15 protein-coding genes, 1 pseudogene and 1 riboswitch are annotated in these 24,061 nt (G+C 45.8%); of the genes and pseudogenes, 4 read left to right on the top strand and 12 right to left on the bottom strand.

What is annotated here, in order from left to right:
- Window positions 1-169: 169 nt before the first annotated feature.
- Window positions 170-1,630 carry a uracil-xanthine permease family protein gene (locus tag BMW45_RS00660; RefSeq protein ID WP_092240112.1) on the top strand — a complete coding sequence of 487 codons (1,461 nt, stop codon included), beginning with the start codon at window positions 170-172 and terminating at the stop codon, window positions 1,628-1,630.
- A 70-nt stretch (window positions 1,631-1,700) separates the two neighbouring features.
- Here the strand turns inward: BMW45_RS00660 and BMW45_RS00665 are convergent, their stop codons facing one another.
- On the bottom strand, window positions 1,701-3,950 hold the full coding sequence (locus BMW45_RS00665) for a glycogen/starch/alpha-glucan phosphorylase (RefSeq protein ID WP_092240113.1): 2,250 nt from the start codon (window positions 3,948-3,950) through the stop codon (window positions 1,701-1,703).
- A gap of 140 nt (window positions 3,951-4,090) precedes the next feature.
- On the opposite strand from BMW45_RS00665, the gene BMW45_RS00670 reads away from it, so the two are divergent.
- Both BMW45_RS00670 and BMW45_RS00675 read left to right on the top strand, forming a co-directional pair.
- Window positions 4,091-4,984: an AraC family transcriptional regulator gene (locus BMW45_RS00670; RefSeq protein ID WP_092240114.1), complete on the top strand. Its 894-nt coding sequence runs from the start codon at window positions 4,091-4,093 to the stop codon at window positions 4,982-4,984.
- Window positions 4,985-5,020: 36 nt separating this feature from the next.
- The gene (locus tag BMW45_RS00675) at window positions 5,021-5,485 is read left to right on the top strand and encodes a TspO/MBR family protein (protein WP_092240115.1); all 465 of its coding nucleotides are present in this window, start codon (window positions 5,021-5,023) and stop codon (window positions 5,483-5,485) included.
- A gap of 80 nt (window positions 5,486-5,565) precedes the next feature.
- On the opposite strand, the gene xdhC is transcribed toward BMW45_RS00675, so the two are convergent.
- The 11 genes and pseudogenes from xdhC to addB form a co-directional block, all read right to left on the bottom strand.
- Entirely contained in the window at window positions 5,566-6,060 is a 495-nt protein-coding gene (xdhC, locus tag BMW45_RS00680; RefSeq protein WP_092240116.1) for a xanthine dehydrogenase subunit XdhC, read from the bottom strand.
- Window positions 6,060-6,941, bottom strand: a complete 882-nt coding sequence (gene xdhB, locus BMW45_RS00685) for a xanthine dehydrogenase subunit XdhB (protein WP_092240117.1) — start codon at window positions 6,939-6,941, stop codon at window positions 6,060-6,062. The genes xdhC and xdhB overlap by 1 nt, the downstream gene beginning before the upstream one ends.
- A gap of 34 nt (window positions 6,942-6,975) precedes the next feature.
- A pseudogene (xdhA, locus tag BMW45_RS28910) lies at window positions 6,976-9,260 on the bottom strand (xanthine dehydrogenase subunit XdhA).
- A 188-nt stretch (window positions 9,261-9,448) separates the two neighbouring features.
- Entirely contained in the window at window positions 9,449-10,843 is a 1,395-nt protein-coding gene (locus BMW45_RS00695) for an NCS2 family permease (RefSeq protein WP_092240118.1), read from the bottom strand.
- An 80-nt stretch (window positions 10,844-10,923) separates the two neighbouring features.
- Complete coding sequence (locus tag BMW45_RS00700) at window positions 10,924-12,204, bottom strand: amidohydrolase family protein (protein ID WP_092240119.1); 1,281 nt, start codon at window positions 12,202-12,204, stop codon at window positions 10,924-10,926.
- A 150-nt stretch (window positions 12,205-12,354) separates the two neighbouring features.
- Window positions 12,355-12,450, bottom strand: a riboswitch (purine riboswitch).
- Between the two features lie 268 nt (window positions 12,451-12,718).
- The gene (locus BMW45_RS00705; RefSeq protein WP_025231735.1) at window positions 12,719-12,955 is read right to left on the bottom strand and encodes a putative Se/S carrier protein; all 237 of its coding nucleotides are present in this window, start codon (window positions 12,953-12,955) and stop codon (window positions 12,719-12,721) included.
- A 66-nt stretch (window positions 12,956-13,021) separates the two neighbouring features.
- Window positions 13,022-13,927: a selenium metabolism-associated LysR family transcriptional regulator gene (locus tag BMW45_RS00710; RefSeq protein WP_092240120.1), complete on the bottom strand. Its 906-nt coding sequence runs from the start codon at window positions 13,925-13,927 to the stop codon at window positions 13,022-13,024.
- On the bottom strand, window positions 13,924-15,066 hold the full coding sequence (locus tag BMW45_RS00715; protein WP_092240121.1) for an aminotransferase class V-fold PLP-dependent enzyme: 1,143 nt from the start codon (window positions 15,064-15,066) through the stop codon (window positions 13,924-13,926). The genes BMW45_RS00710 and BMW45_RS00715 overlap by 4 nt, the downstream gene beginning before the upstream one ends.
- Window positions 15,067-15,070: 4 nt before the next feature.
- Window positions 15,071-16,117: a selenide, water dikinase SelD gene (selD, locus tag BMW45_RS00720; RefSeq protein ID WP_092240122.1), complete on the bottom strand. Its 1,047-nt coding sequence runs from the start codon at window positions 16,115-16,117 to the stop codon at window positions 15,071-15,073.
- A gap of 82 nt (window positions 16,118-16,199) precedes the next feature.
- The gene (gene addA, locus BMW45_RS00725) at window positions 16,200-19,889 is read right to left on the bottom strand and encodes a helicase-exonuclease AddAB subunit AddA (protein WP_092240123.1); all 3,690 of its coding nucleotides are present in this window, start codon (window positions 19,887-19,889) and stop codon (window positions 16,200-16,202) included.
- Window positions 19,879-23,340, bottom strand: coding sequence for a helicase-exonuclease AddAB subunit AddB (gene addB, locus BMW45_RS00730; protein WP_092240124.1), 3,462 nt, complete (start codon window positions 23,338-23,340; stop codon window positions 19,879-19,881). The genes addA and addB overlap by 11 nt, the downstream gene beginning before the upstream one ends.
- Before the next feature lie 206 nt (window positions 23,341-23,546).
- Here addB and BMW45_RS00735 point away from each other — a divergent pair, with 206 nt between their 5' ends.
- Complete coding sequence (locus BMW45_RS00735; RefSeq protein WP_025231729.1) at window positions 23,547-23,987, top strand: FMN-binding protein; 441 nt, start codon at window positions 23,547-23,549, stop codon at window positions 23,985-23,987.
- Window positions 23,988-24,061 lie beyond the last annotated feature (74 nt).

A 24,061-nucleotide genomic window follows, 5' to 3' on the forward strand; every position in this document is an offset into this window, starting at 1 on the left:
GAATATTTACATTAGGTAAAATACCAAGATTCAAAGTCGTCGACTATCATAGAAGACATGATTAGTCATTACAAAAGGGGTTTTGTAAGGGGGACTGGGGACTGTCAAATTACTTCTAAACAGTCCCCTATAAGACTTTGAAAATCTATAGTAAAGAGAGGGACTATCTTTGAATAAGCAAAACGACAAAGAACTGATCTATCAACTGGAAGGCAGACCAAGTTTTAAAACTGCATTCCCACTAGGTTTGCAGCACATACTGGCCATGTTTACGGGCAACTTAGCTCCCATACTTATCATTGCCAGTATCTGTGGGTTAGAGCCAGCGGATAAGACCGTTATGTTATCTTCCGCAATGATTGTATCCGGTATAACCACCTTATTTCAGCTGTATCCGCTCAAGCTCGGGAAGAGCTACCGCATAGGAGCGAATCTACCCATAGTCATGGGTACATCCTTTGCATTTGTTTCCGTGGCTGCCATAGTTGCCACTCAAATTGCACCTTCCATGGGGCTGACCGATCCACGTGATATATACGCGCTGGTTCTTGGCTGTTCACTTGTTGGTGGTCTTGTTGAAGTATTTATGGGGTTCTTCTATAAGAGACTTGCCAATCTGTTTTCACCGATCGTGGTTGGAACAACGCTTATTGCCATTGGATTAAACTTATTAAGCGCGGGAGCACGTTACTTTAACGGCGGTTCAGGCGCGGCAGCTAATTTGGCGGCATATAACGAGAATCCGGCTAAATATCAATTTACAGGCGTGTTTGGTTCGATGAAAAATGTAGGCATGGCGTTCTTTGTGTTTGTCCTTGTGTTATTGCTCCAAAAGTATGGCAAAGGTATTGTGAAGAATTCCGCTTTACTTTTTGGACTGGCTATCGGATATGTGGTGTCTATTGCTTTAGGTATGGTGAATTTTGCGCCGATTACAGCTGCTAAAGTCGTTTCCGTACCAGTGCCGTTTTATTTCGGCCTCAAATTCTCCTTAGCTGGTATCTTAAACTTTGCCCTGTTTTATGTTATTTCCGGACTGGAAACCATCGGTAACACCGGCGGTATCACCATTGCAGCGTTTGACAGGGAACCTACCTCCGAAGAAACAGCCGGTGCCATCCTTGCAGATGCGGGTGGATCCATGTTAGCTGCTGTATTTAACGCACTGCCAAACACCGCGTTTGGACAGAATGCGGGCATTATCTCCATGACAAGAATCGTGAACAAATGGTGCGTTGCCGTAGGAGCTATATTTTTGGCTTTGTGCGGACTCATTCCGAAATTGGCAGCTCTTTTCCAAACCATCCCGGATGCAGTTTTGGGCGGCGCTATTATTTCTGTGTTTGCCATGATTACATTAAATGGTATTAAGATGATTGCCAAGGCAGGTTTCTCCGAGAGAAACGTAACCATTATCGGTATTACACTGTCATTTGGTATTGGACTTACCTCCATGAGTCTGGCCGTGGAAACCTTCCCAGCGTTCATTCAGCCTTTATTAGAAGCCATTGCGCCATTAACAAGTGCACCGGCTGCCGTGTGCTGTATCGTATCAATCTGCGCAAGCCTTTGCTTCCCAATGAGTAAAGAAGATAAAGAGATGGCAAAAGCTGCTATGCAGGATGCGTAATTAAAAAAAACTTTAACAAAATGCCCTTCCGCTTTAAGCCAAAGCTTTCAGCGGAAGGGCATTTATTATTTTACAGCTTCCAAATATCCCGGTTATACTCAAGAATGGTCCTGTCCGAAGAGAAATACCCTGCCTTACTGATATTAATTAACATCTTTTTCGCCCATACAAAAGAATCCTCATAATCCTTATAAATTCTTTCCCTGGCAGCCGAATAAGCTTTGTAATCTAACAGGGTCATGAACCAGTCTTTCTTTAATATCTCATCATAGAGCCTTTTTAAGCTCTCCTTATGGCCGATAGCAGTCATCTCCGCTCCTACCATAAAGTCCAGAGCTTCCCGGATCTCCCCATCCGTTTCGTAATATTCCTTAGACACATAATCCGCTTTTTCATAATGCTGAATCACCGTTTCACTGGATTCTCCGAATATATAAATATTGTCCTTTCCCACCAGCTCTGCGATCTCCACATTGGCACCATCCATCGTTCCAAGAGTCACTGCCCCGTTTAACATGAACTTCATGTTTCCGGTCCCGCTGGCCTCCTTGGATGCCAGGGAAATCTGCTGAGAGATATCACAGGCAGGAATCAGCTTTTCTGCTTTGGATACATTATAGTTTTCCACCATCACCACCTTCAAGTAGGGGCTTACCTGGGGATCATTGTTTATCAGCTCCTGGAGACACAGGATCAAGTGAATGATATCCTTTGCAATCACATAGGCAGGGGCTGCCTTGGCACCGAAAATCACGGTGACCGGGGTGGACGGTAAGTTTCCTTTTTTTATCTCCAGATACTTGTGAATCACATAAAGGGCATTCATCTGCTGCCTCTTATATTCATGGAGGCGCTTGACCTGAATATCATAAATGGAGTTTTCATTGATATCCACACCCTGGGTTGACATAAGATATTCCTTTAACGCTGTCTTATTCTGCTTTTTAATATCCAGGATTGCTTTTAAGGTTGCTTCATCATCAAATGCAGCCAGCTTTTCTAGCTCCATGGCGTTTTTCTTATACCCCTCTCCGATTCTGGAGGTAATCAGCTGTGTAAGCAAAGGATTGCAATGGAGAAGCCACCTGCGGAAGGTGATCCCGTTTGTTTTATTGGAAAATTTCTCTGGATAAATATCATAAAATTTCTTCAATTCACTTTTTTTCAGAATCTCTGTATGAAGGTACGCCACTCCATTGACGCTGAAGCCATAATGGATATCCATATGGGCCATGTGCACCAGATCCTTTTCATCAATGATCGCTACAGAAGGATCCTGATGAACGTCGCGGGCTTGTTTATCCAGCTTCTTTATGACAGGCACCAGTTGGGGCACAGCCTCCTCTAAATATTCCATAGGCCACTTTTCAAGGGCTTCTGCAAGAATGGTATGATTGGTGTAAGCACAGGTCCTGCTGACAATCTCCGCTGCCTCTTCAAAGGAAATCCCTCGCAGGGTTAAAAGACGTACCAGTTCCGGGATCACCATGGAGGGGTGGGTATCATTGATCTGGATCACCGCATAATCTGGTAAATCATAAAGTTTGCAGCCCTTTTTGGCACACTCATCAAGAATATACTGGGCAGCGCTGCTGACCATAAAATACTGCTGGTAAATGCGAAGCTTCCTTCCGGCCTCGTCACTGTCATCCGGGTAGAGGAACAGGGTCAAATTCTTTTTAATGTTCTCTTTATCAAAGGAAATTCCATCTTGTATGATCTCCTCATCAATGGTTTCTAGGTCAAACAGATGAAGTTGGTTAGTCCGTCCCTGATAGCCAGTCACTCCTATATTATACATTCTGGAACGAACGCTCAGCCCTCCAAAGGTCACTGGATAACTGACTTCTGTCCGGGTAAGCCAGCCATTCTGCTCTATCCAGGGATTGGGATCCTCCACCTGAAGATGGTCCTCAAAGCTTTGCTTAAATAAACCAAAATGATAATTAAGACCAATGCCGTCTCCGTTTAGGCCAAGGGTTGCCATAGAATCCAGAAAACAAGCGGCAAGACGTCCCAGTCCGCCGTTTCCAAGAGAAGGCTCTGGCTCCATTTCCTCGATCTCGCAAATATTTTTGCCATTTTTCATAAGAACCTGACGGACCTCCTCATACATTCCAAGGTTGATCAGATTATTGGAAAGAAGTTTTCCGATTAAGAATTCCGCAGATATATAATATACCTTTTTCTTTCCTTCCTCCTGCCGTCTTTTTTCCGCTTCCTCCTGGACGATTTTCAGCAATGCAGAATATATCTCCTTATTAGAACACTGATTTACCGCTTTACCGTATATTTCAATAATCCGTTGCTCAAGATTCATAAAATCCACTCCTTTTTTGCATTCTATACCACTACTCTTGTATTATAGTATCCCAGGCAGTGTTTATCTTGCAGCATTCTGGCATATTATGATACAATACTATCATCAACCACTTAACTTTTACGAAAAACAGGTGTTTTATGAATATCATACAGTACGAAAACTATCAGGAAAAGCGGGAACAGGACCCTTCCGGTTTTCCTTACCTGACTTACCCCTGCACCATACCCCTGGATTTTAGCAAGGTTCCACTGCACTGGCACGATGAGATGGAATTCATCTACATTAAGAAAGGGACCGGACTGGTATCGGTGGATTTTGTTCCCTATGAGGTCCATGGGGGTGACATCATCGTCGTCAGCCCTGGTAAGCTTCATACCATTGAAAAGTGGAAGCAGGAATCCATGGAGTATGAGAATATCATCTTTGACTTAAATCTGCTGCGCTCCAGGCATCCGGATGTCTGCTGGGAATCCTATCTCTCCCCCATCAGCCGTGGACAGAAAAATCTTCCGGTGCACATGACAAAAGACATTCCCTTTTACAGTGGAATCGCTTATTGCTTAGACCAGATCGATCAGGTCCGTGAGACATTCCCTGAGGGCTATGAGCTGTTAATCAAAGGGAAATTATTGGAACTGTTTTTTCTTTTCTGGAGCAATGAAGCAGCATCTTCCTCTCCTCCCCGCCCCAAAAAAGAGCTGGAGCGGACCAGGCAGATCCTTAAATATTTGGAACAGCATTACAACAGGCCGCTTTCCATAGAAGAAGTATCCGACGCCTGCGGCATGAGCCAGTCTCATTTTATGAGATTTTTTAAGAACACGATGGGAATGCCTTTTACCGCTTACTTGAATGATTACCGTTTGACCATGGCCTCCAGGCTGCTCTTATCCTCTGAGGATTCGGTACTAACCATTGCAGGGGATACGGGGTTTAACAATCTGTCCTATTTTAACCGGATCTTCAAGGAAAAATTCGGGATAACCCCCAGGGAATTCAGACGGCATATGGATATTCCACCCTCCAGCTGAATAAGATAGTAACAAATCATAGACAGGTGAAGCCATATGGATAAAAATCAGATAAAATTATCCGCTTTTACCGCTATTCCCTTAGGAGTTGGGGCTTTGACAGCATTTTTGACGAGAAACGGCTTGTCCATATATAAAACCTTAAATCACCCTGCCCTTTCTCCCCCAATATGGCTCCTTCCGATCATATGGACTGCATTATATATCCTCATGGGGTTCGGCTCCTATCTTGCCGTCTCCTCGCCGTCTCACAGAAAGGGAGAGGCTCTCCGGCTATATGGAATCCAACTGCTGTTGAACTTTCTCCGGAGCCTGGTGTTTTTTAACTTAAAAAACTATCTGCTGGCATTTTTGATTCTCCTTTTCCTTTGGTACTCTGTTGTAAAAATGATATCTGCCTTCTGGACTGTCAATCCGGATGCAGCAGTTTTGCAAGTTCCTTATTTACTTTGGATCACATTTACCGGGTACTTAAACCTGGGGATTATGTTTCTTAATTGAATGAAGAAAGGAGCAAGGCTACGGCAACGTTTCTGTTGCTTTGGCCTTGCTCCTTTTCAACTGTTCCTTTTTAGCTGCATTTAGGATGGTAATTTTCCTAATCTGCGGAGCATGGTTTTCTCTACCGCATTCAGGATATTCTCATAGCCCGTGCACCGGCATAAATGGCCGGACATCAGTTTTCTAAGCTCATCTCTGGTATACTCTTTTCCGCTTTCTAAAATTTCTACCGCTGACATGATAAATCCCGGCGTGCAGAATCCGCACTGGACCGCTGCCTCGTCGATAAATGCCTGCTGGATGTCGGAAAGCTCTCCATTTGGACCCATAAGGCTTTCCAGGGTTGTGATACTTTTTCCATCTGCCCAAACAGCCAGATAGATGCAGGAATTGAAGCATTCATGATCTATGATCACGTTACAGGCTCCGCATTCCCCTACCTCACAGCCTTTTTTTACGGAAGTCAGGCGGTAATCATCCCTCAGCATATCGGTAAGGGAAGCCCGTACATCCACCATTGTTTCTGTGTATTTTCCATTGATGGTACATTTTACTAATTTATATTGTGCCGGCATTAGATCTCACCTCCTGAAAGTTTCACTGACTCTATGAAACAACGGGTTGCCATTTCCACGGCGATGTGCTTACGGAAATCCTTTGAGGCCCGCCAGCTATCACGAGGATTGATATCTTCAAGAATTTCTTTTCCGAAGGCTTCTGCCAGTTCTTTCGATACCGGCTGTCCCTTTGCCAGTCGTTCTGCGCTTTTCGTGCGCATGGGAATCGGACCTGCTACTCCAAAAGCGATCCTGATGTCTTCTACTGTCTTTTTATCCTCTGACAGCTTGACATTTACGGAACATCCTGTGGTGGCAATATCCATGGCGTTTCTGTTGGCGTATTTGATATAATGGCCCTTATATCCTTCATAGCTATTCTTTGGTATGATCACCGCCGTCTGAAGTTCTCCCTCTCTAATATCCACGGTTCCCGCTTTAATATAGAAATCGCTGATAGGGATCCGACGAATGCCTACCGGGCCGGTCAGCTCGATCACTGCATCCCATGCAAAAAGCGTAGATGCCGAATCCGCTGATGTAACACCGTTGCAGGTGTTTCCTCCGATTGTTGCAATGTTTCTTATCTGGGGACCACCAACCATATCTACTGCTTCTCCAAGAACGTTGATGTATTCCTGGATGATCGGATCCTTCGTAATATGGGAAAAACTGGTGAGAGAGCCTATGCGTATGGCCTCTTCCTCGTCAAGTTTCACGCCTCTCATTTCATCGATCATATAAATACTGATCAATTCCTTACCGGCACGTTTTCCTTCTCGCATCTGTATTAAAACATCGCTGCCGCCAGCTATGATCTGTGCTTCCGGATGTTCCGTACGCAGCTTTACCGCCTCTTCTACGGTATTTGCTTCATATAATGCTTTCATATCATACATAGAGCATTCCTCCTTGCTATCAAGTTGTTACAGTTCAGAAAAGTTCCTCTTCCTTGAACCGTTTAAATAAAGCCTGGGATGTCATTGGTATCTGGTACATGCTCACGCCTGTTGCATTTAAAATGGCATTACGGATTGCCGGAGCCACCGGACAGGCCGGAGGTTCACCCAGAGACTTTGTTCCAAATGCACTGGTAGGTTCATAATTTTCCACGAACTGGGCCTCCAGATGAGGGTGGTCCATGGTAGTAGACAATTTATAATCCAGCAGATTGTCATTTAAAGTTTTTCCAGTTTTTGCGTCAATAAGAAGCTGTTCTGAAAGGGCATAGCCGATTCCCATACTCATTCCTCCATGGACCTGAGCCTCAGCAAGGGCCGGGTTGATCAGCTGGCCGCAGTCATGGACATTGATGATATCAACCAGTTTCACTTTACACATGGGAATATCCACTTCTACCTCGGCAAAGCAGCATCCAAAGGAATAGGCATTGGATTTTATCTGATAAGTACTCTCAGAGGTCAAATGCTCGCTGTGAGACAGGCTATAAAGAGCCTCCGTGGATAGTTCACCCAAGGTCATAAGTTCTCTTCCATCTGTGGTCCGCACGATCTTTCCATCTCTGATATCCAGGTTAAAGGACGGCATCCGGGTCAGCTCATAAGCATATTTTAATATCCGCTCTTTTAATAAGAGCGCCGTCTGCTTTATGGCAAAGCCTCCTACATAGGTCTGCCTTGAGGCATAGGAACCGGTACCAAAGGGAGTGATATCCGTATCCTGGCAAGAAATTACGTGAACCATTTCAAAAGGAATTCCCAGGGAAGCTGCTGTCATCTGGGCAAATGCCGTATCAGCACCCTGACCGATCTCCGTCTCCGCCAGCTGCACCTGTACCGATCCATCCTGATTGAGAACCATACGGCAGGAAGCGGATTCCAGACTGATAGGCCATACCGCCGTGTTATACCAGAATACTGAGCAGCCAACACCCTTGCGTACGGGACCGGTCTGGTTTTCGTATTCCTTCCTTTTCCGGTCAAAATCTATATATGCCTTTCCCTTTTCCAAACATTGGTTAAAGGTGTCATAGAAGTTTTCGTTTTTAGAAAAACCATCCACATAGCCTACGGGCATCAGATTTTTACGGCGGAATTCCACCGGATCCATGCCGATAGCCAAAGCAATGTCATCGGGGTCTGGCTTTCTACTGGGAACATAGCCTGAGGGATTCCGTAGCCACGCATGGCGCCTGCCACAGGCATATTGGTGAATACTGTATATGCATCGCATTCTATATTTTCGCAGGGATATAACTGTGGGAAGGCATTCATGCCCTTTGCTGCAATTCCATGTCCGTGAGAAGCATAGGCTCCCTGATTGGAAAAGCACTCCAGTTTACGTGCGGCAAATGTACCGTCAGGGCGCACCCAGCTGATGATATGGCTGCGGATCGCGTGTCTTGTACGATTGCTTACAAATGTTTCCTCCCGGGTTACATCAAGCTTGACCAGCCGTCCTCCCACGACCTTTGAAAGATAGGCGCAAAGAGGCTCATACAACGCATCCTGCTTATTTCCAAAACCGCCTCCTATATAAGGTTTGATGATGCGGACGCTTCCCCATGGGATACCAAGGGCCTGCCCCACTACTCTACGGACGATATGAGGAATCTGGGTAGAAGATACTACCGTTATTTTTCCGTTTTCCATACTGGCAAAACAAATATGGTTTTCAATATGGCAGTGCTGAACAACGGGAGTGTCATACCACTGGTCAATTTTGGTCAGCCCCGGTTCTTTAATGGCCTCTTCCAGATTCCCTCTTCTGATGCTGGAATGTCCCAATACGTTACCCGGGTATTTCTCATGAAGACAGGGAGCTCCATCTGCCATAGCCTCTTGGACGTCAAGAACAAAGGGATATTCCTCGTATTCCACCTTTAAAGCCGCGATTGCCTGCTTTGCAGCTATTTCATTTTCTGCGATTACTGCTGCCACGTCATCGCCGCAAAAACGAACCCGGTCCGTTAAAAGAAGCCGGTCCGCCACATCCTGGTGACTAGGATCTGTTGACCATGGATGGCCTGCTGTTGGGAAATAGATCTTAGGTACATCGAAACAAGTCACTACCTTGACCACTCCCGGTATTTTTTCTGCTTCTGAGGTATCAATGGAGGTTACAACCCCATTGGCTTTGGTTGAGTGATAAATCTTAGCTATCAAAGCATTTCTCTCACAAAGATCATCGGTGTACTTGGATCTTCCCGTGACCTTATCAAGCGCGTCGACACGGGTAACACTTTTTCCGATTATCATAGTTACTCCTCCTATTTTTAATTCTGATAGTAAGCAGCTTCCCGGTCTTTCCCTTATGAAAAGGACTGACGGAGACGAGACTTTTTCAAAGCGTAAAATGCTTATCAAAGTGATGTCGCCGCCAGTCCCTGTGTCTGTTGACCGGTTATTCTGATTTTAATCAGACTGCTTTATTGGTTAATTTTTTTTTATATTAATATATATTTCAGCACAAATAATACCGCTAAAACATACATAAGGGTACTGATTTTCTTTTCTTTTGCTTTGCCTGTTATCACATTAATAACGACATAAGAGATAACTCCCAGGGAGATTCCCTCGGAAATGCTGTACATAAAAGGCATAGCAATAATTGCGATATAGCATGGAATTGCCTCTGTAAAATCAACAAAATCAACCTTTGTGACGGAAGTCAGCATCAGGAATCCCACCACTACAAGAGCCGGAGCCGTAGCAAAGGACGGAATGGCTAAGAAAATCGGGGATAAGAACAGGGACAAGCCAAACAGGAGGGCTGAAACCACTGCAGTTAATCCGGTTCTGCCGCCTTCTGCAACACCGGCAGCACTTTCTACAAAGGTAGTGATAGTAGAGGTACCGCATAATGCGCCTGCGGTCGTTCCAATGGCATCTGCCAATAATGCACCCTTGATCTGTGGAAGTTTTCCATCTTTATCCAGCATATCTGCTTTGGAGGCCACACCGATTAAGGTTCCCAGAGTATCAAATACGTCTACAAACAAGAATGCAAACATTACTACAAGGAAATCAAGAGAAATGATTTTGGTAAAATCAAGTTTGAAAAAGGTTGGGGACATATCCGGAATTCCAAAACCGCCTGAAAAATCAGGGAATACACTGAACATTCCCAGCTCCGGATTCGGTGTGTACAAACCGACAGCCTGGCAGATCATACCCAGAATCCATGTAATAATAATTCCCCACAATATATTGCCTTTTACATTTTTTACTACCAGAACGGCTGTAACCAAAATGCCGATAATTGCTAATAATACTGTAATACCAACGGTAGTAAAGGAACCATCCGCAAGGGCGCCCTTGAAAGAATACATGGTAACGAGAGTTGCGCCATCTACAACAATCTTTGCATTCTGCAGTCCGATGAATGCGATAAACAAACCGATACCAACGGATACGGCATGCTTTAAATTCATAGGAATTGCATTAAAAATTGCCTCTCGCACATTCGTCAGAGAAAGAATGATGAAAATAATACCTTCGACGAATACGGCGGTCAATGCGATCTGCCAGGTATAGCCCATGTTAAGGACTACGGTATATGCGAAATATGCATTAAGTCCCATACCTGGTGCCAGTACAAAAGGATAATTTGCAAGTCCTGCCATTAAAAGGGTGGCAAACAGTGATCCAAGTGCAGTAGCCGTAAATACAGCTCCACTGTCCATTCCCGCGGCACTTAAGATGCTTGGGTTGACTGCCAAAATATAAGCCATGGTCATAAATGTGGTAATACCGGCTACGATTTCGGTCCTTGCATCTGTATGATTCTCAGATAAGTGAAATACCCGTTCTAAGAATCCCCCGCTTTTTTGTGTTTCCATACTTTACCTCCTTGATAGTTAGAATATTTTCTTTGCTGTATTAAGATCTGCCCCATGCAGTTCTTTTTAAATTAATAAAGCTAAAAAATTCTATTTCCCCCCGTATATTTCCCCTTTATATGCCTGTCATCGGACAGATAGATGAACCGTTCCAGTCTCTCCCTTAAGTTAAGTTCCTGAGGATGAGGCAAACCGCTGTCATCCAAAATCAAAGCATCAAATTCATAGCCTTCCAGGAAGCTACCCACCTTTCCAAAGAAAGAGCCTCCGCCTAAGGTTCCTAAATAAAATGCTTCTTCCACGGTAAGTGGCTTTAAGCTTTCATCTTTTAGCCTCCATCTAAGCTTTGACACCTGAATAGCATCTGCCATAGCGCGGAAAATGGATTCCCCGCTTCCTCCTGCCACGTCAGTTCCAAGCCCAACATTAAGCTTTCGGTCCAGATAAGTTCTGACCGGAGCGATCCCTGATGATAAGTTGGTATTAGACTGAGGGCAATGAGCGATATAAACCCCACGCTCTTTTATTAATTCAATTTCCTCTTCGGAAGAAGAAACACAATGAGCCATAACGGTTTTCCCGTTTTCTCCGAACAGGCCGAACTGATCATAAGCATCTCCGTAAAATTCTGAAGCCGGGCAAAGTTCTTTTACCCATGCAACCTCTCCCTGGTTTTCCGATAAATGGGACTGAACCGGGAGTCCTTGCTCCTTCTGCAGCCTTCCCAGCCGTTCCAGCAAATCATCGGTACAGGACGGAATAAACCGGGGTGTTAGGATAGGCTTTACGTTCTCATATTTGGATCCGGTTTCTTTCAGCCAGAGGAGAGTTTCCTGCTCCGACTCTTCTGCTCCCTGTTCCCGTAAGTAATCCGGCGAATTCCGATCCATATTGACCTTTCCGATCATGGTCTTTAAACCGGTTTCCTCCATCAGGTCCATTAAAAGCTCTGTGGCCGGCCTGTGAATGGTTCCAAAGATACAGGCCCTTGTAGTAGCACTTTTTTTCATGGATTCTGCAAATATTCCATATGCCTTTTTTGCATATTCCAGATCGGCATACTTGGCTTCCTCCGGAAATGTATTGGTGTTCAGCCAATCCAAAAGCTCCAGATCCATTCCCAAACCGCGAAAGGCAAACTGAGGCGCATGGATATGAAGATCAACAAGTCCGGGTACAATGAGCATATCTCCAAAGTCTTCCAGAGGATAATCCGCAAACTGCACCGGAAGCTCTTTGTAAACTCCTGCTGACTTCCCATCCTGACAAACCAGGTACCCCTGCACCACCGTCTTTAACGAGTGGACATCTTCACTGTAACAAACGTTCCCTTTTAAAACAAAATTTTTACCACCAGTCATAGAACCTCCTATTCCGTACCAGAAAAATTAAAAATACGGCAGCCATAATTGCGGCGTTCCATTCATTCTGAAAATTATACGCAATAAAAAACTACCGCTATTTCCATTGTTCACACGCACATCATAAATATACGGCAAAAAAGCCGGACTTATTATGGCGTGGAAACTTATAGGCAACTATTACGGTAGTTGGTAGAGACGCTCAACCAATTATGAGCATATATAAGTTCCTTACTGATACTAAAAAATCCTGTAATTTGTGACAGGTTGACTATATCATATTGTACAACTATTTGTCAATACACATTTTATTTTTGTACATTTTTTATAATTAGTAGTATTCTTCCCAACTTAACCAATAATTGTCGGTAAATAATTCATAGATTTTTTCTATAAATAACTTTTATTCCTGCATGCATAAAAAAAAAGAATCATAAAGAAGCAACCGCAGCCCTTCTCCTCTGACTCTTTTTGTTTAAATCCGTTAAAATTTTCACGTACTCTATTGAAACGATCAGATCAAATATTCCCCGCACTTCTCAAATCGGAGTCCCCTCGTCTCCATCCATTTTTCTATCTCTCCGTCCCAGTTAACTGGCATAGCCCAGGAAAGTCCGCAGCCGGAAGAAATCTGTCTGGGAACCGGAATGAGCCGTCCCGGTATCCCCTCCTTCTGGCATTGGGACTCCATGGCAATGGCCTCTGCCGTTGTTCGAAACGTAATCACAATTTTTTGTTCTTTTTTTCTCATAATCTCTTACCTGCGCTGCGTTAATAATACCTGTTTCATAGGTTATTCCAACCTTATAGGAAGCCTCTATAAATAAGCATACAGTTCCCGGACAAAACGTATAAATAATCTGGCTGCCTTACCAGGCTTGTGATTTTTGCTCCAAACCATGTACAATTTCCGGTAAACCTCCTCGGCCCCCAGCGGAAACCGAAGCAGGGAGCCCTGCTCTACATAATCATCCACAGCTGCTCCGGATATGATGGAAATCCCCATTGCCGCTTCCACCGACTTTTTAATGGTTTCCTGATTGCTGATGGTCGCTACAATCTCCAGACGGTTTAAATCGACTCCCATATCCTGTAAATAACGTTCCGCTTCTTTTCTCGTTCCGGAGCCTTCTTCCCGGACGATCCACCGCTCCTCATAAAACTGTTCTATGGGAAACCCGGTTTTCTCATATTGGCGGTATTTGTCATTATTGGGAGTAATAATCACCAGACGGTCATGATAAAAAGGTTCAAATACACAGGTGGGATCAGAGCCTGTGGTTCCTGTAAAACCAATTTCCACCTGTCCATCCTGAACCATACGGACCACTTCCATGCTGTCCGCTTCCCTTAACTCCAGCTGATTTCCCGGATAGGTTCTGGAAAACAGGGAAAGGATCTGAGGCAGAATATACTGACCGGGCACTGTAGAAGCGCCCACTATGATTTTATTGGCCGCTTTTGAATCCTTCTGAGTGAAATCCCTCAGAATATTTTTTTCCAGCTGCAGCATCCGCCTTGCATTATCATAAAGCAGCTCTCCCTCACTGGACAGCTCCACCTCCTTCGTCGTGCGGACAAACAGCCTGACTCCCAATTCCTTTTCCAAAGAGCTGATATGGGCGCTTACCGTAGGCTGGGTTAAATATAGTTTCTTGGCAGCCGCAGAAAAGCTTTTTCCTTCCGCTACGCATACAAACGCTTCCAATTGTTTTAAATTCATAGGCTCAGTTCCCTCACAGCAAGAATGGCTTCGTCAATCTCTTCTTCCTTATTATAGTGGGACATGGAAAAACGCACTGCCCCCTGCTCCACAGTTCCAAGAGCCTGGTGCATAAGAGGGGCACAGTGGGCTCCCGCCCTGGTATAGATCCCATAGGAGCAGGCCAGCTCGTCAGCTACTTCTCCGGAATCGTAATCCCCTATGTTGAGAGCCACCACCGGAGCACGGCAAAGAAGGGCTTTTTCTGAAAAGTCTCCATAAACTTTCACTCCCGGAATATCCTTAACCCCTTCATAGAACCGTCTCATAAGAAGAAGCTCTCTCTCCCGGATGGTTTCGATTCCAGTTTTCTCAAGATACAAAAGAGCCGCATGAAGGCCTGCAATCCCATGTCCGTTTAAGGTTCCCGCTTCCAAAGCCTCCGGCATCTCCTCCGGCTGAGTCTTTAAGTAGCTTTTCACTCCGCTTCCTCCCACCATAAAAGGGCGTATGGCAACTCCCTGACGGACACAGATTCCTCCGGTCCCCTGAGGTCCTAAAAGTCCCTTATGTCCTGTGAAACATAGAACGTGGATCCCCATTTTTTCCATATCAATATCAAACACTCCGGCTGTCTGGGAAGCATCCACCACCAGAAGAAGTCCGTTCTTTTTGCAGATTCTTCCAAAAATTTCTAAGTCGTTTATATTTCCAGTTAAGTTGGAGGCATGGGTACAGACCACTGCCTTTGTATTTTGCTTTATTTTCTTCTCAATATCCTCATACCGGATCCTACCCTTTTTATCTGCGGGAAGGATGGAAAGCTCTAGCCCCTGCTCTTCCATACGGTACAAAGGACGCAGCACGGAATTGTGCTCCATCATGGTGGTGATTACATGATCACCCGGTTTAAACAGGCCCTGGATGGCCATGTTTAAGCTGACTGTGGAATTGGCTGTAAAGGCCACCCGGGAAGGATCTCCTGCATGAAAAAGCTCTGCAATGAGCCTCCGGGTATCGAAAATCAGGCGGGACGCATCAAGAGACGCCCCGTGGGCACCCCGGCCGGAATTCCCAAGAGAGCCCATGGCGTCTGCTACCGCCTTTATCACTTCCTCCGGCTTCTGGCAGGAGGTTGCCGCATTATCCAGATAAATCATGGCCTTACCTCAACTTTACTGATTTTCCTTCTTGTTCCACAACCCGCCCGATGATGCCATAGGCTGTCTCCATTTGTGCCGCTTTTAAATCCTTCATAATGTTTTTTGCATCCTCTGGAGAAACACTGATCAATAGTCCTCCTGAAGTCTGGGGATCACAAAAAATATCACGGATATATTCCTCTGTCTCTCCAAAATCCAGCTTATCCTCTGTATAGGAACGGTTCCGGTAAGCCCCTTCCGGAATAAGTCCCATCTGGGCAAGACTTTTCGCCTCTTTCTGTATGGGTAGATCTTTCACGGAAATCTCAATCGTGACCCCGCTGCCCTCCGCCATCTCGACTGCATGGCCTGCCAGGCCAAAGCCTGTGATATCGGTGCAGCTATGAACTTCATAATGCTCGATCACCTGCTTTGCCTTCCTGTTTAAAGAGGTCATGACACGGATCACTTCCTGCTTCGCCTCTTCTGATGCCATATCCGCCTTGACTGCCGTGTTAACAATCCCGGTTCCCAAAGGCTTTGTCAGAATGAGAACATCTCCTGGTCTGGCTTCACAGTTTTTAAAAACCTTATCCGGATGAACAAACCCGGTGACACTTAAGCCGTATTTTGGTTCGTTATCCTGAATGGAATGACCGCCTGCCAGAACGGCTCCTGCCTCAAGAACCTTTGATGCCCCGCCTTCTAAAATCTTTCCCAAAAGAGCGGGATTTACGCAGTTTGGCCAAGCCACAATATTAAGGGCCACTTTTGGTTCTCCACCCATGGCGTAAATATCGCTCAGTGCATTGGCGGCCGCAATCTGGCCAAAGGTATAAGGGTCATCCACCACAGGGGTGAAAAAATCAAGGGTCTGGATCAATGCGGTCTCCTCGTTCACCTTGTAAATGGCACCGTCATCAGAGGTTTCAATCCCCACCAGCAGATTTGGATCCTCAAATTTGGGCAGGTTCTCTAAAATCCCGGCAAGGGTTCCAGGACCGATTTTAGCGGCACAGCCAGCAGTTTTCGTCATTTGGGTAAGTCTCACTTCTTGATCTGGTATCATACCTGTTCTTCTCCTTGTATTTATAGATATTTTCTATCATTATTTTAACATATTGTCGTTTTTTAGCAACCCTTCAAAGCATTTAAGCCAAGGGGATTTCCTTTTTCAAAGTCATGGAGTAAATAATTTTTTCCTTTACCCTTTTCCCTGTCATCTGTTCCAGCGCCCGCTCATAATAATCCATCTGCATCTGATACCGCCCTACCAGCACGTTCTCTTCTCCCGGGCCGATATGATCCGTCTTATAATCCACCAGAACCAGGCCTCCCTCTTCTTCCATATAGGCATCTATGATTCCCTGGATGAGGATCCGTTCATCGGAATCCCCTGCCTCCATATCCCGGGCAGGAATTCCCACTACAAACTGCTGTTCCTTTTTTAAACGTCCTGACAACTGGGCTGCAGCCAGCCGGTTTCCCAGAGAAGAATTTAAAAAGGCCAGAAGCATATCCTCTGATAAAAGGGAAAGACTTTCTTCATCCATCCGCTGATCCCTGCGGAATCCGTCCAGGGCATGATGAAGGTCTTCTCTTGTTCTTACCTTTCCAAAGTCCAAAAGCTCCAGAGCCCTGTGATAGGCAGTTCCCCGGAATGCACCTTTCGGGCGATCTTCCTTACCCTCGTCCTTAAGGAATGAAGGAATCGTGGGAAGAAACCCGCTTTCCTCTTCATCCGTAAACTGTCCCTGCTTTTTTAACTCGGATACGGTCATCTTGGTATGAAGTCTGGTATCCGCCTCATAGGGATAACGGTAATCAAAAGCAGCTCTTAGGTCTTTCGCAAACTCCTGATCATAAACCCTGACCGTATCAAGGGAAAGGAGAGCGTTCATTGTCAGTTTTTTTTCAGCCTGCCGTTCAATCTCTTCTCCTACCAGACCAGAAACCGACAATTCCTTTAAAATCAGATTCCCGGTGTCTGCCCCTTCCTCCCTCAGGATTTGGGAAGGAGAATATTTTCCCGACAGGCTCATGAGCATCCAGTCCAGGTAGGAATCCGCGGAACCGAGAATGGTAAAGGGGATCTGGCCCTCTACTCTTATGATATCCGCAAAACGTTCCAGCTTTTTGTCCAGATACCGGTCAAGTCCGGTCATGATAAGCTTTTCTTTTGCCCTTGTCATAGCCACGTAGAGCACGCGAAGCTCCTCCCCCATGGCTCCAAGATCCATTTTTCTCCGCAGGACATGTTTTTTTAAGGTAGGTGCTTTGACACGCCGTTCAAGGTCCAGATGGTCAGTTCCTATCCCTAAGTCCGGATCAATGAGGATCTTTCCATAGGAATCCTGCTTATTAAACTTTTTCCCCATACCAGCAAGAAATACCACCGGAAATTCCAGTCCCTTGCTCTTATGGATGCTCATAACCCGGACCGTATTCTCCTCTCCGGCAAGGGAAGCCTCCCCGAAATCCGTATCGTATTTTTTCAGATTTTCTATATAGCGGATAAAATGGAACAGTCCGGAATAACTGGTCCTCTCATAGGCAGACGCCTTTTCCACCAGCATGGCAAGGTTGGCCCTCCGGACTTCTCCTGCCGGCATGGCGGAAATATAATCATAATATCCGGTTCCTTCATACAGATCATAAAGCAGTTCATGAATGGAAAGATAGGTTGACTTTTCCCTGTAAAGGGAAAGCAATTCAGAAAAAGTCTCCAGCTTATGAAACAGTTCCGGATATTCCGGATCATCTATCTCCCCATATTCTTTTCTGTAATGCTGCCATGCTCCATATAATCCCCTGTCCTGGCCTTTTTTAGCCGTCTTTTTCCAGACAGCCATCAAATGGGCCATTTCTTCATCCGTCACCCTGCCAATGGAGGACTTTAATACTGCAGCCAGAGGGATGTCCTGCATGGGATTGTCAATGATATTTAACATGGAAAGAATGGTTTCCACCTCAGGAGCGGTAAAATATCCGGTTTTCCGTTCCGCATAGGCCGGAATCCCTTCATTCATCAAGACGTTCACAAAGTCTTCCGCCCAGCCGCTTAAAGATCTTAGCAGGATCACCACATCTCCATATCCTGCGATGCGGTAGCCTCCCTTTCCTCCGAACCTTTTATCCCAGATCAAAAGACCGTTTACCGGATCCGTAAGCTCTTTGATCTTCCCTGCAATGACCTTTGCCTCCATCTCCCGGCTGGTATAATCGACGGCATCGTCATCAAGCTGCTTTAATAAGTTCCCTGACCCATGGATCATAAGGAATTCTGTTTTCTCTCCCGCGCGGCCCTCTTCCTCAGGAAATTCTGCTCCCGGATGGAGTGCTGCATCCTTTGTATACTGTATATTCCCCAAATTCTTTGTCATGATCTGGTAGAATACCTCATTAATGCTTCTAAGGACTTCATCCCTGCTTCGGAAATTCTGGTGCAGTTCGATTTTCTGGTATTTTCCTTCCTCTTTCAAGTAGGAGTCATACTTCTCTAAAAACAGCTGGGGCCTTGCCAGACGGAACTGGTAGATGCTCTGCTTCACATCGCCAACCATAAATACGTTGGGAGTTCCAAACCGTTCTCTGGAAATACTGCCGATCAGGGCTTCCTGTACATCATTGCTGTCCTGGTATTCGTCCACCAGGATTTCCTCGAACTGCCTGCTGAGCTCATCTGCCACCTCAGTGGCCACAGTGTTGCCCTCTTCCCTGGTCAACAGTATCTCCAAAGCATAATGCTCCAAGTCATTAAAATCCACCAGGTTCTTTTCTCGTTTCTTTTCCTGATACCTTCGGGCATATTCTCCTGCCAGATGAAGCAGGGTCGTCACCGCGTCCCTGGTTCCCCTGATATCGGAAAGGACCTCCTCCGGCGATTCAAAGCAGTATAAATCAAGAAGCTTTCCAACCGCCTTTTTCACCCGGTCACGGATTCCCGTTACAAACGCTTTCTTCTCTGCATCAATATCCTTGCTCCGAATGGAAGCCAGACGGTCAAAGGAGGCCTTTTTTAACTGCTCATTAAACGCCTCATAATCCTCGGCAAGGCTTAAGCGATCCAGCAGCTGGAGGTCATTAGCCAGCATGGGCAGATAGGCCTCCGGCCCGTTCTCTTCCTCGCAGACCTCCATGGCCTTTTCCACCTGAAATTTTAATTCCGAAAGCTGAAGCCCGGCATCCTTCATTAGAAATTTCATCCAGCCCGTATCCATGATCTGATCCATATCAGAAGTTTCAAGCTCTTTCCTGCACCGGTCAAGCCACTGGGAGGGCCAGGGATTGCTCTGGGAAAAGGTAAACACCTGCATGATATAATCTTCAATTCCCCTGTCAGACTTTCCCGTGGCATAGGTTTCCACAAATTTCTCAAATAAGGGATCTGCTTTCTCGTAATACTCCTCCAGCATCTCCTTCATCACATCAGCCCGTAAAAGGATAAGCTCTCCCTCATCCCCCACCCGGAAGGCAGGGTCAATATCCAGCTTATTATAATGATCTTTAATAAGTCCCAGGCAGAAACTGTCAATGGTGGTGATCTGGGCATAGGGAATCATGGCTGCCTGCATCTGTAAATGGGAGCTGTCCGGATTCTCCATAAGCTTTTCATCTACGGCCTTTAACACCCGTTCCCGCATTTCATCGGCAGCCGCCTTTGTAAAGGTCATGACCAGAAGCTGATCGATCCTTAAAGGAGCTTCTCCTTCCGTGATCATACGGATAATCCGTTCTACCAATACGGCCGTCTTACCGCTTCCTGCTGCCGCCGATACCAAGAGATTTCTGTTTCTGCTCTCAATAACGGCCTTTTGTTCCTCTGTCCAGCTAATCGCCATTTGACTCTCCTTCCTCTTCTTCTCCTTCAATGACCGGCCATATTTCTTCGGATTTTAAGGCTTTAAATTTCCGGAAACCATATCCGGTCGTCTTTAAGTCAAATCCGCAGACCGCATGGTAAGGGCAGTAATCGCAGGCGCAGCGGTTCCCCTGCTTATAGGGATTTACATCAATGGCACCCTCAAGGATCTCTTTTCCTTCTGACGTTAATTTTTCCCGCACAAACTGCCTGAGTGCAGAAAAACGATTGCCGCCTGCAACCGATGACCTGGCTTCCTGAATGATCCCATTTTTCATGGCAACAGGAATCACGTCGGATTCCGTCTCGATCTCATGATCCAGGTGAGAGATGGCATCTAAATCACTGTTGACCAGGCCGTTCATGCGAAGCTGTTTCAATATCTTCCCGTTTATCTCCTCATCTGTCATTTCGCCTTCTCTTTCGATAACAGGGTCGTTGATGTTATAATAAAAGATCCCGGCAGGAACCACAGGCTTGTCCGGTTTTTTCCGCTCCTCCATCTCCAAGGCCGCATCCATATAGACGACCAATTGAAGCTGAAGGCCGTAATACAGGGCCGTTAAGTCAAATGCTGTGCTTCCTGACTTGTAATCAATGATCTTCACATAGACTGCTTCTTCATCCTCACATAAATCCATGCGGTCGATCCTGCCTCTTAAATGAATGGCTTCCTCCTTTGAGAGAGGAATCCTCATGGCATTTAACTGATCGGCAGCAGAAAAGGAAACCTCAAATCCCACCGGAACAAAATCTCCTTTTTTTAACTGCTCGGAAAGAGCCCACACCGTCCGGTCCGTAATCCGCTCCACCTTGCCTGCCAGATAGGCATTTCTTGCAGAGCTTTTTAAAATGGTATTGCCATATTCCTCCGTCACCTTGGTCACGCATTCATGGACCAGGCGTTTCCTCTCTTCCTCAGTCAGGGTTTTAAAATCCCTTCCTTCTTCTTTCATGCGCTGAAACCATAAGTCAATGGAATCGTGAAACAGGTTTCCGATATCCATGGCAGCCAGCTCATATTCCTGCCTCTCCATTAACTCCAGCCCGTAATTTAAGAAATGGGCATAGGCGCAGGAGGCATACTGCTCCATTCTCGTAACACTTCCGCTTATGACGGAACCGTAGAGAGCCTTTGCCGCCGCTTTTCCGATTCCCCTCTGTTCATAGGCATAGAAAGCAGCCTCTGCCAGTCTCTTTCCTTCCTCCCTATGGTCCTCCGATAAAAGAAATGCCTTAAAAAGTTCCAAAAGCTTTCTGTCTTCCCCGGTTTTTCCGAACTCGCGGAGTCCGGTCGCCAGCCGGTCCTTTGCCTCTCTCATAGACAGAGGAACTGCCGTCCTTAAAGGGGAGACTTCCGAAAGTCCAGGAAACAGTCTTTTCAGTTCGCCCACCAGAGTGGAAGGACGCAGGCTTTTCCCGCTGCCATCCATGGCTGCATAGGATAAAACCAGCCGTTTCTCCGGTTTTGTAAGGGCCAGATAAAGATAAAATCTTTGCCGGAATCCCTCTTCCCTGGCAGTAGGAGCCAGCTCCATATCATGAGTTCCCAGAAATTCTCTTTCCCGGTCCGTAAACAGGCTGCTTTTTTCCTTTTTTACCGGCACGATCCCGTCATTGACCCCTACAAAAAACAATACCTTAATATGATCCAGCCTGGTTCTGGTGATATCACCCACCACTACTCGGTCCACGGTGGCTGGAATCAGGCCCACCTGGATCTCCGAAAATCCGGCGTCCAGAATTTCCCCATACTCTCTGCGGCTTACATGCTCTTCTCCTAAAAGCCCTGCCAGGCGGTCAAATAAGTCCATGACCAGCCCATAAACCTGGCTGTATTCCATGGCAAGGGTGAAATCTCCCATTTCCCGGAACTTTTCTTCAAAGATCAGCATCTTTTCTTCGATCCCTGTCTCCATAAGAAGGGCTGTAACGGCCGCGGTCATGGAAGCCACCGTGGATTCCGGGTTTCTAAAGGCCTCCCGTAAGCTTCTTAAAGGGGTAATAAGCGCTTCCCGGAATTCATTTAGTTCTTCCAGATTAAGCTCCTTGCCTCCACGGTACCAACCTTCCCACTGGGCATCCCATCTTTTAAATCCCCGGATTCCCATGGCAATGACATAATTCTCTAAGCGGTCTATTTTCTCCTCAGCCTCTTTGGCCGCAATGAGGCCGGTTCTCAAATAACGAAAAACAGATTCATAGGAAAAATCTTTTTGAATGATCTCCATGGCAGCGCGGATTAACTCCACCATTGGATTTTTTAATATGCTTTTTTTATTGTCCAGGAAATAAGGGATTCCATTTAACTGAAACTGATGAATGATTTCGTTGGAATAGCCCTGGATATCTCCGGTGATGACCGCCATATCCCGGTAACGAAGTCCCTGATCCCGGATCTCCTCTTCCATGGAGCGGATCACAAAGGCGATTTCCTCCATTGGATTTAAAGCCTTGACCAGACGTATGGAACCGGAACCTTCCCGGCAGGACTTTCCTCTATAGCGGTATAGGTTTTGTTCCAGAAAATCCAGGGCATTTTCCCCGCAGCCCTGTCCTTCCCGGTTCTCTCCACCGGCGTCTCCCAGGTAACGGACAGCCGGATGGTCTTTAAGAAGAATATCCTTCTCTTTCCCGGCCCCTGTCTCTTTTGCCAGCTCATTTAATTTACGGATCATCTGGCGGCTCATGTGAAATAACTCCTGAACACCGGATTTTCTGCTCATGTTTTCGGCAGGGTCTATGGTCACTGTGACGATGACCCGTTTGCTGTAGCGGAGAAACAGCTCCAGGATCCGGTACTGGACTGGGGTAAAACCGGTATAGCCATCAAGGGTGATCACGCTGTTTTTAATCAGCTCTGACCGTGGAAGGATCCTGCACAGCACATCTAGAATCTCCTCCGTGGTAATATATTTATCCTTTATGTAGTCCTTAAAACCCTGATAAATGACAGAAATATCGGAAAGCTTCTGTCGAAGCATAGGACTAATGGTATCAGGTATCTCCTCATTTAACATCTCCGGTGTTATGCCGTACTGGTAAAGCTCTGACAGCATGGACTTTAGCTGGGAGATAAACCCTGACTTTGATAAATGTTCTTTATAAAGGACCAGGTCCTTTTTCTTATTGGCAGCTACCTTCCGCAGCACCATGGATTTTCCCATATCGTCAAGAACCTGGGGACTTGAAATGGCAAGCTCCTCAAATACCCGGTAGGCAAGACGTTTGAAGCTTACGATATCAATATTCATGACCCCGTGGTTTGGATGAAGGGAAACGATTTCCTTCTGGGTCTGCATGGTAAACTGTTCCGGTACAATGGCGAAGTACCGGGTATCCGGTTGTTCTATGGACTGACGGATCAATTCCGTATAAAGGCGGAAGGTCTTACCGGAACCAGAACCGCCCAATATCAATTGAAGGGACATAACTTTTTCGTCTCCTTTCTTGTAATTTGCCCATGTTCTCTGGGCATAAAGGGATACCCGCAGGGTGTTTCCTCTATTTGCAAAACCAAAACTCGTGTTCGTTTATCATCTTAACACAGATTTCCTTCTCCAACAATGAAATCTTAGGTATGAAACCCCCGGACTCATTCATACATTATAACAAAACTGTACGGAGGGCCTTTTTTATGAGCTCTAAAACAAAAATAGTTGTTTTACGAATGAAAGAAATCATCTATACTGCAATCTTCGTTGGCCTTGGAATTCTACTCATCACTTTGTTTTTAGTCATGTTCCGCCCGAAGAAGGATGCTGTTCCGACTTCCGGCGATCCTGTGCACTATGTTCCGGGAGTGTATTCCTCTGTCATTACGTTGAACAGTCAGGATATCAATGTGGAGGTTACGGTTGACTCCAAAAAAATCACTTCCGTTACCCTGGTTCCTTTGAGCGAAGCCGTCACCACCATGTATCCCCTGATGCAGCCGGCCATGGATAACTTATCACAGCAGATTATTAATAATCAGTCCACAAAGAATGTATCCTATGCAACCGAATCCCGCTATACTTCGGGCGTGCTTCTAAAAGCCGTGGATCAGGCCATTGCGAAAGCGCAGATAACGGAGTAAGGCGAGGATTGTATTTTTCCATTTTTGACAGTATAATGGAAAAAAAGAATACATAATTACTTGAATGAGGAAAC

This window comes from Lacrimispora sphenoides (assembly GCF_900105215.1).
Taxonomy (GTDB): domain Bacteria; phylum Bacillota; class Clostridia; order Lachnospirales; family Lachnospiraceae; genus Lacrimispora; species Lacrimispora sphenoides_A.

Coding starts and splice junctions, on each gene's coding strand:
- BMW45_RS00665 (WP_092240113.1), bottom strand. CDS start 3,950: ATGAATCTTGAGCAACGGATTATTGAAATATACGGTAAAGCGGTAAAT.
- BMW45_RS00670 (WP_092240114.1), top strand. CDS start 4,091: ATGAATATCATACAGTACGAAAACTATCAGGAAAAGCGGGAACAGGAC.
- BMW45_RS00675 (WP_092240115.1), top strand. CDS start 5,021: ATGGATAAAAATCAGATAAAATTATCCGCTTTTACCGCTATTCCCTTA.
- xdhC (WP_092240116.1), bottom strand. CDS start 6,060: ATGCCGGCACAATATAAATTAGTAAAATGTACCATCAATGGAAAATAC.
- xdhB (WP_092240117.1), bottom strand. CDS start 6,941: ATGTATGATATGAAAGCATTATATGAAGCAAATACCGTAGAAGAGGCG.
- BMW45_RS00695 (WP_092240118.1), bottom strand. CDS start 10,843: ATGGAAACACAAAAAAGCGGGGGATTCTTAGAACGGGTATTTCACTTA.
- BMW45_RS00700 (WP_092240119.1), bottom strand. CDS start 12,204: ATGACTGGTGGTAAAAATTTTGTTTTAAAAGGGAACGTTTGTTACAGT.
- BMW45_RS00705 (WP_025231735.1), bottom strand. CDS start 12,955: ATGAGAAAAAAAGAACAAAAAATTGTGATTACGTTTCGAACAACGGCA.
- BMW45_RS00710 (WP_092240120.1), bottom strand. CDS start 13,927: ATGAATTTAAAACAATTGGAAGCGTTTGTATGCGTAGCGGAAGGAAAA.
- BMW45_RS00715 (WP_092240121.1), bottom strand. CDS start 15,066: ATGATTTATCTGGATAATGCGGCAACCTCCTGCCAGAAGCCGGAGGAA.
- selD (WP_092240122.1), bottom strand. CDS start 16,117: ATGATACCAGATCAAGAAGTGAGACTTACCCAAATGACGAAAACTGCT.
- addA (WP_092240123.1), bottom strand. CDS start 19,889: ATGGCGATTAGCTGGACAGAGGAACAAAAGGCCGTTATTGAGAGCAGA.
- addB (WP_092240124.1), bottom strand. CDS start 23,340: ATGTCCCTTCAATTGATATTGGGCGGTTCTGGTTCCGGTAAGACCTTC.
- BMW45_RS00735 (WP_025231729.1), top strand. CDS start 23,547: ATGAGCTCTAAAACAAAAATAGTTGTTTTACGAATGAAAGAAATCATC.